This is a genomic window from Paenirhodobacter sp., from assembly GCF_041916475.1.
Classification (GTDB): Bacteria; Pseudomonadota; Alphaproteobacteria; order Rhodobacterales; family Rhodobacteraceae; genus Rhodobacter.
This window is the reverse complement of sequence record NZ_JAYRZN010000004.1, coordinates 42,707-54,280: the sequence shown is the minus strand read 5'-3', so window position 1 is coordinate 54,280 and position 11,574 is coordinate 42,707. Positions and strand designations below refer to the sequence as shown.

Sequence of the window (11,574 nt, the reverse complement as noted above, 5' to 3'; positions counted from 1 at the left end):
AAGTCGCAGGCATCATCAGGGCGCGGAAAGGCGCCGCGGGAGCGCCTGAACCCGGCCCCGGGAACGGCGCGCCATCGCAGGCGGGCGGCGGGCGGCGGCGCTTCGGGAAACGCCGCGCCGGAGCGGGCAAAAACGGCGCGGATTGATCCGGCCGGTCGATTTCGGCATTGCCTGCCCCCCGCGAATGGTCATTCTAGGCGAAAGGTCAAGCGGCCTGCCATACCCATCGCGACAGAAGGATCCGACACATGCGCGCACAGCTGGGCAAATATTTCCTCGCGGCGGGAACGGCACTGTGGCTGGCCGCGCCCGCGCTGGCGGGCACCACGCTGACGGTGGCGAACTGGCTGCCGCCCTCGCATCCGCTTGTCTCGGAAGTGATCGTGCCGATGACGCAGAAGATCGCCGAGGCCACGCATGGCGAGGTCACCGCGACGATCCTGCCCGCGCCGCTCGGCCCGCCCGGGGCGCATTTCGATTTCGCGGTCAATGGCGTCGCCGATATCACCTTCGGGGTGCAGGGCTACAACCCGGGCCGGTTCAAGACCACCAATGTGGTGGAGCTGCCGTTCCTCGGCGAAAGCGCCGAGGCGATTTCGGTCGCCTACTGGCACGTCTGGGAAAAATATCTGAAGCAGGCCGGGGAATATGACCGGGTCAAGGTGCTCGCCGTGTTCAGCCATGGCCCCGGTGAGGTCTTCCTGAAGGGCGGCGACATTTCCGGCCCCGATGCGCTGCGAGGCCGGAAAATCCGCGTGGGCGGCGGCATCGTGCATGAAATCGTCGGCGCGCTCGGGGCGGTGCCGGTGGAGGGGCCCTCCTCCAAGGCCTATGAGCTTCTGAGCCAGGGCGTCGCCGATGGCATCACCTTCCCCTATGAATCGGTTGCATATTTCAAGCTGATCCCGCAGCTGAGCGAGGCGATCGCGGTGCCGGGCGGGCTGTTCAACACCTCGTTCTACATCGTCATGAACAAGGCGAAATGGGACAGCCTGACGCCCGAGCAGCAAAGCCAGATCGACAGCGTGACCGGCGAGGCCCTGGCGCGCATGGCCGGCCAGATGTGGGATCGCGCCGACGCCAAGGGCCGCGCCGAGATGGAGGGCAAGATCGCCATCACCCCGGCGAGCGCGGCGCAGATGGCGGCATGGAAGGCCGCGCTGCAGCCGCTGGTGGATGCGAAGCTCGCCGAGGCGGCCTCCGCGGGCGTGGATGCGCAGGCCGCGCATGCCGCACTCCTCTCCGAGATCGGGCAATGACCGAAGCCGCCCCACGCCTGCCGGAGACCGACCCCTCCTCCGGCAAGCGCCCTGAGCCGGTACCGCGCACCTTCGCGCGGCGCAGCCTTGCGGTCCTCTGCGGGGCGATGCTGATGGCGATGATGGCGCTGACGGTGGGCGATGTGATCGGCCGCTACCTTCTCGCCCGCCCGATCACGGGGGCGACCGAGCTCACCGAAATGATGCTGGTGGCCGTGGTGTTCCTCGGGCTGCCGGCGGTGAGCCTCGACCGCGACCATGTGGCGGTGGATATTATCACCGAGCGGCTGCCCGGCTGGGTGCAGCCCTGGCGCGACATGGCAATGGCGCTCCTGTCCGCGGCGGTTCTGGGCCTGATCGCCTGGCGGATCTGGGTCTATGCCGGCCAGATCGGCGGCTATGGCGGCGCCACGAACTCGCTGCGACTGCCGATCGCGCCGCTGGGCTACCTCTGCGCGGCCTGCTGCGGGCTCGCGGCGCTGTTCATGCCGCTGGCGGCGGCGCGGGGCTTCGGGAGGCACTAGATGGCGCATTGGCCGATTGGGATGCTGGTCCTTCTGGGCCTGCTGTTCGCGGGCATGCCGATTGCCTTCGCGCTCACCGCGGTCGGGCTCGTGGGCGTGGTGTCGATCATCGGCTGGTCCCCGGCGCTCTCGCTGCTGGGGGCGACCTTCTTCGATACCGGGCGGGATTATTCTCTCTCGGTGCTGCCACTGTTCCTGATGATGGGGAATTTCGTGGTGCAATCCGGTATCGCAGGGGAGCTTTACAATTCCGCCTATGCCTGGACCCGGCACCGCAAGGGCGGCCTTGCCACCGCCACCGTCATCGCCTGCGGAGCGTTTTCCTCGGTCTGCGGCTCGTCCATGGCCACGGCCGCCACCATGGCGCGCATCGCCTTGCCCTCGATGCGCCGCTTCGGCTATCCGGACCGGCTCTCCACCGCGGCCATCGCGGCCGGCGGCACCCTCGGCATCCTGATCCCGCCCTCGGTGATCCTGGTGTTCTACGGCATCATGACCCAGCAGGACATCGGCCGGCTGTTCCTCGCGGGCGTCATCCCCGGCCTCATCGGCATCCTCGGCTATGTGCTGGCGGTGAAATGGAGCGCGCGCGGCGCCGATCTGCCGGTGGAGCCCGCGCTGCCGCTCATCGCCCGCATCCGCGCGCTGAAAGGCACGGCCGGGGCCCTGCTTCTCTTCGTCTATGTGATGGGCGGGATCTACCTCGGGATCTTCACCCCGACGGAGAGCGCGGGCATGGGCGCGGCCGGGGGCTTCGTGCTGCTGCTCGCCTCGGGGCGGTTCCGCTGGGCCGCGCTGCGCGATGTGCTCTATGATACGATGAAGACCACGGCGATGATGTTCTTCATCCTGTTCGGCGCGCTGACCTTCTCGAACTATGTGAACATGTCCGGCATGACCCGCGACATTCAGGCCTTCCTGGAGGCTTTCGGCGGCAATCGCTGGGGCGTCATCCTGCTGATCCTGCTGATCTATCTCGTGCTCGGCTGCCTGTTCGAAAGCCTGTCGATGATCATGCTCACGGTGCCGGTCTTTTACCCGATCGTTGCCGCTCAGGGGTTCGATCTGATCTGGTTCGGGATCTTCGTGGTGGTGGTGGTGGAAATCTCGCTGATCACGCCGCCGGTGGGCATGAATGCCTTCGTGCTGCGGTCGGTCGTGCCGGACGTGGCCGTCGGCACGATCTTCCGCGGGCTTGGCCCCTTCATCGTGATGGACCTGCTGCGCGTCGCGCTGATCCTGCTGTTCCCCGGGCTGGTGCTCGCGCTCACTTAGAGCGCGGCACCGCTCGCGTCGAACAGCCCCTCGAACAGGATGGAGCTCAGATAGCGCTCGCCGGAATCCGGCAAGACGACCACGATGGTCTTGCCGGCATTTTCCGGCTCCTGCGCCAGCCGCAGCGCCGCCGCCGCCGCCGCCCCGCCCGAAATGCCGGTCAGGATCCCTTCCTCGCGCCCGAGCCGCAGCGCGGTGGCCACCGCCTCCTCGTTGCTCACCCGCTCGATCCGGTCCACGAGCGACAGGTCCAGCACCTTCGGCACGAAGCCCGCGCCGATGCCCTGGATCTTGTGCGGGCCGGGTTTGATCTCGGCGCCGTCGCGGGCCTGGCTCAGCACCGGGCTGGCCTCCGGCTCCACAGCGACCGATGTGATCGCGAGGCCGCGATCGCGCTTCAGATATTGCGAGGTGCCGGTAATCGTGCCGCCGGTGCCCACCCCCGCCACGAACACATCCACCCCGCCTTCGGTATCGCGCTCGATCTCGGGGCCGGTGGTGGCGCGGTGGATGGCGGGGTTGGCGGGGTTCGCGAACTGCTGCAGCAGGACGTATTTCGGATCCGAAGCGGCGATCTCCTCCGCCTTGGCAATCGCGCCCTTCATCCCCGCCGCGCCCTCGGTGAGCACCAGCTTCGCGCCATAGGCCACCAGCAGCTTGCGCCGCTCGAGGCTCATGGTTTCGGGCATGGTCAGCGTGATCGGGATGCCCTTCGCCGCCGCCACGAAAGCCAGCGCGATGCCGGTATTGCCCGAGGTCGGCTCCACGATTTCCGAGCCCGGCTTCAGCACGCCGCGCGCCTCCGCATCGCGGATCATCGCCGCCCCGATCCGGTCCTTCACCGATCCGGCCGGGTTGCGCGCTTCGATCTTGGCCAGCACCGTAGCCCCCATCTCCGCCGTCACACGGCTCAGCCGCACCAGCGGCGTTTCTCCGATGGAGAGCGAATTATCTTCGAAAATCCGTGACATGGCGATCAATCCTGAACTGGCTTCCGGGCCATAGTATCGCGCCTCGCGCAGCCTTAGGCGAGCGAAATCGCACCGCCACGAATCGTCTTGCCGAGCCGCGGGGCCCTCGCTAACGTCGCGTCACATCCGTTGGGGTGCCCCGTCACGGGGCTGAGAGGCATCGCGCTAACCCATCGAACCTGATCCGGGCAATGCCGGCGTAGGGAACGGAAACCGCATGGTCTGCGCCGGTGCGCATCCATGCATGCCCCGCCCTGTCGTCCGCAGCCCTTCGTGGAGGACGACATGACCGCGGTGGCAAGGCTGCTCATCATCGCAGGATCCGACAGTGGCGGTGGCGCCGGCATTCAGGCGGACGTGAAAACCGCCTCGGCGCTCGGGGTCTATGCGGCCACCGCAATCACGGCGATCACCGCGCAGAACACGCGCGGCGTGCAGGCGGTGCAGATGCTGCCGCCCGGGCTGATCGCGGCGCAGATCACCTCGGTGCTGGCGGATATCGGCGCCGATGCGGTGAAGATCGGCATGCTGGGCGATGTGGCCACCATTGCCACGGTGGCCGATGCGCTGCGCGGATTTGCGGGGCCGGTGGTGCTCGATCCGGTGATGGTGGCGAAATCCGGCGATGCGCTGCTCGCGCCCGAGGCGGTGGCGGCGCTGCGCACGCGGCTGCTGCCGCGCGCCACGCTGCTCACCCCGAACCTGCCCGAAGCCGAACGCCTGCTCGGCCGCTCGGCCGCGCCCGAGGAGACCGGGCAGGCGCTCCGCGCCCTCGGGGCTGAGGCCGTTCTGATGAAAGGCGGCCATGCGGACGGCCCCGTCTGCCGAGACCTGCTGATCACCGCCGAAGGCTGCCGCGCTTTCGAGGCCCCCCGCATCGCCACCCGCAACACCCATGGCACCGGTTGCAGCCTGTCCTCCGCCATCGCCTCGGGCCTGGCCCGGGGCATGGCGCTCCCCGAGGCCGTGGCCCGTGCGCATGGCTGGCTGCAGGGCGCGATCCGCGCCGCGGACACCCTTGCCATCGGCGCAGGCCACGGCCCCGTCCATCATTTCCATGAGGTCTGGTCATGATCACCATCCTCGGCGGCGGGGTCGCAGGCCTCACCACCGCGACGGAGCTCGCCCGGCGCGGGCACCTGCTGCAGGTCGTCGATCCGGCGGGGGCGCCGGGGCCGCATGGCTGCTCCTGGTGGGCGGGCGGAATGCTGGCGCCCTTCTGCGAAGGCGAGACCGCCGCGCCGGAAATCATCCGCCAGGGCCAGCGCGCCGCGGACTGGTGGCAGGCCGCGGGCGCGACCGTACACCGGATGGGCACGCTGGTCGTCGCCCTCACCCGCGACCGCACTGAGCTCGACCGTTTCGCCCGCCGCACCCGTGGGCATGTCACGCTGGAGGGCGATGGACTCGCACTGGAGCCTCTCCTCGCGGAGCGCTTCGAGCGCGCCCTGTTCTTCGCCGAGGAGGCCCACGTCACCCCGCGCGCGGCGCTCGCAGTCCTCCGCGCCGGGCTGGAGGCGCGCGGCGTGGCCTTTCACCGCGCAGCCACCCCGGAGGGCCCGGTGATCGATTGCCGCGGCCTTGCGGCGCGCGACCTGCTCCCAGATCTGCGCGGCGTGCGCGGCGAAATGGTCGTGCTGCGCGCGCCCGACATCGTGCTGCACCGCCCGGTGCGGCTGCTGCATCCGCGCTTCCCGCTCTATATCGTGCCGCGCGGCGATGGTGTGTTCATGCTCGGCGCCACGCAGCTGGAGGCGGGCGGGCGCGGGCCGGTGCGGCTGCGCTCGGTGGTGGAGCTGCTGAATGCGGCCTATGCGCTGCACCCCGCCTTCGCCGAGGCCGAGGTGCTGGAATTCGGCGCCGATGCCCGCCCCGCCTTTGCCGACAATATCCCCCGCGCCTTCCGGCAAGAGGGCCGCATCCATGTGAACGGCCTGTTCCGGCACGGGTTCCTGATGTCCCCCGCGCTGGCGGTGGCGGCAGCCGATCTGATCGAGGAGCAAGCATGAAGATCATCGTGAACGGTGCGGCGCAGGAGGTGGGCGCCGCCACCCTGGCCGAGGCGCTGGTGGAGCTGGGCTATGCGGGCGCGCGCGTCGCCACGGCGCTGAACGGCGATTTCGTACCGGCCGCGGCCCGTGATCGCGCGCTCGAAGCCGACGATCAGCTGGAAATCCTCGCGCCGCGTCAGGGAGGCTGAGATGCCCGTTTTCTACGGAACCGAAATCGCCTCGGCACTGATGCTGGGCACGGCGCAATACCCCGCGCCCAGCGATCTGGCCGAGGCCTTCCGCCGCTCCGGCGCCGGGGTGGCGACGGTCTCGCTGCGCCGCGAAGGCGCGGCGGGCGAGGGCCAGGCCTTCTGGGAGCTGGTGCGCGGCCTCGGCGTGCGGCTTCTGCCGAATACGGCCGGATGCCATTCGGTGCGCGAGGCGGTGACCACCGCCCATATGGCGCGCGAGCTTTTCGGCACGGACTGGATCAAGCTTGAGGTGATCGGCAACCCCGACACGCTGCAGCCCGACCCGTTCGGCCTGCTGGAGGCCGCGCGCATCCTCTGCGCCGATGGGTTCCGCGTGTTCCCCTACACCACCGAGGACGGCATTCTGGCCGGGCGCCTGCTGGAGGCGGGCTGCGAGGTGCTGATGCCCTGGGGCGCGCCGATCGGCACCGGGCGCGGCCTCAACAACCGCTACGGCCTGCGCACGCTGCGCGCCCAGTTCCCACAGGTACCGATGGTGATCGACGCGGGGCTGGGCCTGCCCAGCCATGCCGCACAGGCGATGGAGATGGGCTTCGATGCCGTGCTGCTGAACACGGCCGTGGCAAAGGCCGGCGATCCCGCAGCCATGGCCGAGGCCTTCGCGCTGGCGCTGCGGGCGGGTGTGCTCGCGCGCGGGGCCGATCCGATGCCCCGGCGCGATATGGCCGCGCCCTCCACCCCCCTGATCGGTCTGGCGGTGCTCTGATGCTGGACCGTTTCTACCCGATTTTCGACGATGCCTCCTGGCTGCCGCGCGTGCTGCCGCTTGGCGTGCGGCTGGTGCAGCTGCGCCTGAAGGACCGTGACGACCTGCGCAGCCAGATCACCCGTGCGCGCGACCTGTGCCGGACCGCGGGCGCCACGCTGGTGGTGAATGACCACTGGCAGCTGGCGATGGATCTCGGCTGCGATTGGGTTCACCTTGGGCAGGAGGACCTCGATACCGCCGATGTGGCGGCGATCCGGCGGGCGGGGATCAGGCTCGGCCTTTCCACCCACGACCACGCCGAGCTGGACCGGGCGCTCGCGCTCGCGCCCGATTACGTGGCCCTCGGGCCGGTCTGGCCGACGATCCTGAAGCAGATGAAATGGCACGAACAGGGCCTCGACCGGGTGCGGGAGTGGAAATCCCGCATCGGTCCGATCCCCCTCGTCGCCATCGGCGGGCTCAGCGTGCCGCGCGCGGCGCAGGCCTTCGCGGCCTCGGCGGATATCGTTTCGGCGGTCACCGACATCACCCTGAACCCGGATCCCGAAGCCCGCATCCGGGCCTGGCTGGAGGCCACGCGATGAGCCGCTATGCCCGGCAGGAAGCGGTGATCGGCGCTGCGGGCCAGGCGCGGCTTCCGCGCGCGCGGGTGCTGGTGGTGGGCGCGGGCGGGCTCGGGGCGCCGGTGCTGCAATATCTGGTGGGTGCCGGTCTTGGAGAGATCCGCCTGGTGGACCCGGACCGGGTGGAGGAAGCGAACCTGCACCGGCAGACCCTGTTTCGCGCCACAGACATCGGCGCCCCGAAGGCCGAAGCCGCGGCGCAAAGCCTGCGCGGGCTCGATCCGGCCTGCCGGATCACCCCGGTCTGCGCCGCGCTCGATCCGGCCTCCGCCCCGGCGCTGGCCGAGGGCATGGACCTCGTGCTCGACTGCGCCGACAGTTTCGCCGTGGCCTATACCCTGTCGGACCTGTGCCAGAGCCGCGGGCAGCCGCTGATCCATGCCGCCGTGACCGGCACCGAAGGCTATGCGGGCGGCTTTTGCGGCGGCGCGCCGTCGCTGCGCGCGGTGTTCCCCGATCTGCCGCCGCGCTTTGGCAGCTGCGCGGAGGATGGCGTGCTGGGCCCGGTGGTGGGCGTGATCGGCGCGCTTCAGGCGCAGATGGCGCTGGCCGTTCTTGCCGGGTTGCCCTCGCCGCTCGGGCGCCTGCTGCGCTACGACGGCGCGGCGCAGCGTTTCGGCGGCTTCGGCTTCCTCGGCGCGCCCGAGCCCGCCTTCGCCCCGCGCTTCATCGCCGCCTCCGAGATCCGCGCGGACGATTTCATCGTCGATCTGCGCGCCGAAGCCGAGGCGCCCCTCCTGCGCCCCGACGCCCTGCGCCGCAGCGTGGCCGATGTGGCCCGCACCCTGCCCGCCCCCGGCCAGCGCGCCGTGCTGTGCTGCCGCTCGGGCCAGCGCTCCTGGTCCGCCGCCGAACGCCTCGCCCCGCTCTGGCGCGGCGAAATCACCCTTGTCGCCCTCGGAGACCCCGCATGAAACACCTGACCCTCGCGCTCTGCCTTCTGGCGAGCCCGGCCTTCGCTGCCGAGAAAATGACCGTGGTGCTCGACTGGTTCGTGAACCCGGATCACGCGCCGATCATCATCGCCCAGCAGAAGGGCTATTTCACCGATGAGGGGCTGGAGGTGGAGATCGTTCCGCCCGCCGATCCGGCCGATCCGCCGAAGCTCGCCGCCGCCGGCAAGGCCGATATCGCGGTTTCGTACCAGCCGCAGCTGCATCTGCAGGTGGCCGAGGGCCTGCCGCTGAAACGGGTGGGCACGCTGGTGGAAACGCCGCTGAACTGCCTTCTGGTGCGCCAGGACGGGCCGGTGCAGGCGCTGGCCGATCTGAAGGGCCGCAAGATCGGCTATTCGATCGCCGGGGTGGAGGAGGCGATGCTGGCCGCGATGCTGCACAGCGCGGGCCTCACGCTGAAGGATGTGGAGCTGGTCAATGTGAACTGGTCGCTCTCGCCTGCGCTGCTGTCGGGCCAGGTCGATGCGGTGATCGGCGCGTTTCGCAATTTCGAGCTGACGCAGATGGAACTGGAGGGGCGTCCGGGCCGCTGCTTCTATCCGGAGGAAGCGGGCGTGCCGCCTTATGACGAGCTGATCTATGTTGCCGGTCCGCAGGCGGAGCGGGACAAGATCACCCGGTTCCTCGCCGCGACCGAGCGCGCCTCGGACTATATCCTGAACCATCCCGAAGAGAGCTGGGCGCTTTTCGCGGCCAGTGCGCCGGAGTTGAACGATACGCTGAATGCCCGCGCCTGGCGCGACACCCTGCCCCGGCTCGCCCGCCGCCCCGCCGCGCTGGACCATGGCCGCTATGCGCGCTTCGAGCGGTTCCTGCAGGGCGCGGGCCTGATCGCGCAGGTGCGCCCGGTGGCCGATCTGGCCTATGACCCGGGAGCGGAATGATGTACGGCACCACCTTCCCCCTGCTGCGCGCGGCCGCCCCCGACTGGCAGGCCTATGTGGGCCATGCCTTCGTGCAGGGCCTCGCCGATGGCAGCCTGCCGCGCGCGAATTTCCTGCGCTATCTGGTGCAGGACTACCTGTTCCTGATCCATTTCTCCCGCGCCTGGGCGCTGGCGGTGACCAAGGCCGATACGCTGGAGGAAATGCGCGCCTGCGCAGCGACAGTACAGGCCCTGCTGAAGGATGAGCTCTCGCTCCATGTGCGGATCTGCGAAGCGGCGGGGATCGCGCTGGCGGATCTGGGCGCCGCGCAGGAGCATCCGGCCACGCTCGCCTATACCCGCTATGTGATGGATGCGGGCCATTCGGGCGATTTCCTCGATCTGCTGGTGGTTCTGGCGCCCTGTGTGCTGGGCTATGGCGAGATCGGGCTGCGGCTGCGCGGCGCGGGCGGGCCCTATGCGGACTGGATCGAGACCTATGGCGGCGCCGGCTATCAGGCGCTGTGTGCCGATGTTGGCGCGCGGCTGGATCAGGCGGCGGCGCGGCGGATCGGCCCGCCCGGAAGCGGCCCGCGCTGGCCCGCGCTCTGCACCCGCTTTGCCACCGCGACCCGGCTGGAGGCCGCGTTCTGGGATATGGGCCTCGCGCCATGAGCGCGCCGGGGCTGATCTTCGAGGGCCTGCTGGAGGCCGGAGGGCGGCGCCTTCTCGGCCCGCTGCGGCTGGAGGTGCCGGGCGGGCGCTGGACCTGCCTGCTCGGGCCCTCGGGGATCGGCAAATCCTCGATCCTGCATTGCTTCGCGGGCATCGCGGCCGGGATCACCCTGCAGGGCACCTGCAGCGCAGACGACGGCCTGCCCCTGCAGGGCCGCATCGCGCTGATGGCGCAGAAGGACCTGCTGCTGCCATGGCTCACCGCGGCGCAGAATGTGGCCCTCGGCGCGCGCCTGCGCGGCGGTGCCCCGGATCCGGCGCGGGCCGAGGCCCTGCTGGCCGAAGTAGGCCTTGCAGGCTGCGCCCGGCAGCGGCCCGAAACCCTCTCCGGCGGCCAGCGCCAGCGCGTGGCCCTGGCCCGCACCCTGTTCGAGGACCGCCCCGTGGTCTTGCTGGACGAGCCATTCTCCGCGCTCGACCTCGCGAACCGGGTGCGGATGCAGGATCTGGCGGCGCGGCTTTTGCGCGGGCGCACCGTGCTGCAGGTCACGCATGACCCGGCCGAAGCCGCGCGCCTCGGCGACGAGATCCTCCTGCTGGGCGGCGAGGGCCCGGTGCGGATCGCCCCGCCCGGCCTCGCTCCCCGCGCGCCCGATGCCGCAGAGACCCTCTCGATGACCGGCGCGCTCACCCGCCGCCTGCTCGCCGCATGAGGGCGCTCGCGCGCCTCGCTTTGCCCCTGATGGCGCTTCTGGGCCTGTGGCAGGGGCTGGTCTGGCTGCTGGCGCCGCCGCCGTTCATCCTGCCCGGGCCGATCCGGGTGCTGGGCGTTCTGTGGCGCGAGCGCGCGATGATCGCGGGCCATGCTCTGGTGACGCTGGGCGAAGTTCTGGCCGGGCTGGTGCTTGGGGCGGCTCTGGGCTGGGGCTCGGCGCTTGGGCTCGCGCTGTCGGGCAGGCTGCGGCGGATGCTGCAGCCTGTGCTGGTCGCGAGCCAGGCGATCCCGGTGTTTGCGCTCGCGCCGCTGTTCACGCTCTGGTTCGGCTATGGCACCGCCTCGAAGGTGGCGATGGCGCTCCTCATCATCTATTTCCCGGTCACCTCCGCCTATCTGGACGCGCTCCTGCACACGCCCCCCGGATGGCTCGCCCAGGCCCGGGTGATGGGCGCCCGCCCGCGGGCAGTGCTGTGGCGCATCCGCATGCCCGCTGCCCTGCCCGGCCTGCTTGCCGGGATGAAGATCGCGGCCGTCTATGCCCCCATCGGTGCGGTGATCGGCGAATGGGTGGGGGCCTCGCGCGGGTTGGGCTATCTGATGCTGATGGCCAATGCCCGCGCCAAGACCGACCTGATGTTCGCCGCGGTGCTGGTGGTCGCGGGGCTCGCGCTGGCGCTGCACCGGCTCGCGGACCTGGCGGCAGCCCGCGCGCTGGCGCGCCGCTCTTGAAACGCGG

Annotated in this window: 14 protein-coding genes and 1 riboswitch; of the genes, 13 read left to right on the top strand and 1 reads right to left on the bottom strand. The window is 70.3% G+C overall.

Annotation, left to right across the window (positions count from 1 at the left end):
• The first annotated feature begins 248 nt into the window (after nucleotides 1-248).
• From ACOMG5_RS02725 to ACOMG5_RS02715, 3 genes are read left to right on the top strand one after another with little or no spacing between them, the layout of a single operon-like run.
• Nucleotides 249-1,259 carry a TRAP transporter substrate-binding protein gene (locus ACOMG5_RS02725; protein ID WP_420342243.1) on the top strand — a complete coding sequence of 337 codons (1,011 nt, stop codon included), beginning with the start codon at nucleotides 249-251 and terminating at the stop codon, nucleotides 1,257-1,259.
• Nucleotides 1,256-1,783: a TRAP transporter small permease gene (locus ACOMG5_RS02720; RefSeq protein ID WP_420342242.1), complete on the top strand. Its 528-nt coding sequence runs from the start codon at nucleotides 1,256-1,258 to the stop codon at nucleotides 1,781-1,783. Before ACOMG5_RS02725 ends, ACOMG5_RS02720 begins: the two co-directional genes overlap by 4 nt.
• A complete protein-coding gene (locus ACOMG5_RS02715; RefSeq protein WP_420342241.1) occupies nucleotides 1,784-3,058 on the top strand; it encodes a TRAP transporter large permease in 1,275 nt (424 codons plus the stop codon). It begins immediately after the preceding gene.
• Here the strand turns inward: ACOMG5_RS02715 and cysK are convergent.
• A complete protein-coding gene (cysK, locus tag ACOMG5_RS02710; protein WP_420342240.1) occupies nucleotides 3,055-4,029 on the bottom strand; it encodes a cysteine synthase A in 975 nt (324 codons plus the stop codon). The two genes, ACOMG5_RS02715 and cysK, sit on opposite strands and share 4 nt — an antisense overlap.
• Nucleotides 4,030-4,149: 120 nt before the next feature.
• Nucleotides 4,150-4,252, top strand: a riboswitch (TPP riboswitch).
• Nucleotides 4,253-4,314: 62 nt separating this feature from the next.
• Here cysK and thiD point away from each other — a divergent pair.
• Genes thiD through ACOMG5_RS02660 form a run of 10 tightly spaced genes read left to right on the top strand, consistent with a single transcriptional unit; the run spans nucleotide 4,315 to nucleotide 11,567 of the window.
• The gene (gene thiD / locus ACOMG5_RS02705; protein ID WP_420342239.1) at nucleotides 4,315-5,103 is read left to right on the top strand and encodes a bifunctional hydroxymethylpyrimidine kinase/phosphomethylpyrimidine kinase; all 789 of its coding nucleotides are present in this window, start codon (nucleotides 4,315-4,317) and stop codon (nucleotides 5,101-5,103) included.
• Nucleotides 5,100-6,038, top strand: a complete 939-nt coding sequence (locus ACOMG5_RS02700) for an FAD-dependent oxidoreductase (protein ID WP_420342238.1) — start codon at nucleotides 5,100-5,102, stop codon at nucleotides 6,036-6,038. Before thiD ends, ACOMG5_RS02700 begins: the two co-directional genes overlap by 4 nt.
• Complete coding sequence (gene thiS, locus ACOMG5_RS02695; protein ID WP_420342237.1) at nucleotides 6,035-6,229, top strand: sulfur carrier protein ThiS; 195 nt, start codon at nucleotides 6,035-6,037, stop codon at nucleotides 6,227-6,229. The genes ACOMG5_RS02700 and thiS overlap by 4 nt, the downstream gene beginning before the upstream one ends.
• A gap of 1 nt (nucleotide 6,230) precedes the next feature.
• A complete protein-coding gene (locus tag ACOMG5_RS02690; protein ID WP_420342236.1) occupies nucleotides 6,231-6,998 on the top strand; it encodes a thiazole synthase in 768 nt (255 codons plus the stop codon).
• A complete protein-coding gene (locus tag ACOMG5_RS02685) occupies nucleotides 6,995-7,585 on the top strand; it encodes a thiamine phosphate synthase (RefSeq protein ID WP_420342312.1) in 591 nt (196 codons plus the stop codon). Before ACOMG5_RS02690 ends, ACOMG5_RS02685 begins: the two co-directional genes overlap by 4 nt.
• A complete protein-coding gene (locus ACOMG5_RS02680; protein WP_420342235.1) occupies nucleotides 7,582-8,538 on the top strand; it encodes a ThiF family adenylyltransferase in 957 nt (318 codons plus the stop codon). The genes ACOMG5_RS02685 and ACOMG5_RS02680 overlap by 4 nt, the downstream gene beginning before the upstream one ends.
• The gene (locus ACOMG5_RS02675) at nucleotides 8,535-9,464 is read left to right on the top strand and encodes an ABC transporter substrate-binding protein (protein WP_420342234.1); all 930 of its coding nucleotides are present in this window, start codon (nucleotides 8,535-8,537) and stop codon (nucleotides 9,462-9,464) included. Before ACOMG5_RS02680 ends, ACOMG5_RS02675 begins: the two co-directional genes overlap by 4 nt.
• Nucleotides 9,461-10,120 (top strand): TenA family protein, encoded by a 660-nt coding sequence (locus ACOMG5_RS02670; RefSeq protein WP_420342233.1) that lies wholly within the window; start codon nucleotides 9,461-9,463, stop codon nucleotides 10,118-10,120. The genes ACOMG5_RS02675 and ACOMG5_RS02670 overlap by 4 nt, the downstream gene beginning before the upstream one ends.
• Nucleotides 10,117-10,833, top strand: coding sequence for an ABC transporter ATP-binding protein (locus tag ACOMG5_RS02665; protein WP_420342232.1), 717 nt, complete (start codon nucleotides 10,117-10,119; stop codon nucleotides 10,831-10,833). Before ACOMG5_RS02670 ends, ACOMG5_RS02665 begins: the two co-directional genes overlap by 4 nt.
• A complete protein-coding gene (locus tag ACOMG5_RS02660) occupies nucleotides 10,830-11,567 on the top strand; it encodes an ABC transporter permease (RefSeq protein ID WP_420342231.1) in 738 nt (245 codons plus the stop codon). The genes ACOMG5_RS02665 and ACOMG5_RS02660 overlap by 4 nt, the downstream gene beginning before the upstream one ends.
• Nucleotides 11,568-11,574 lie beyond the last annotated feature (7 nt).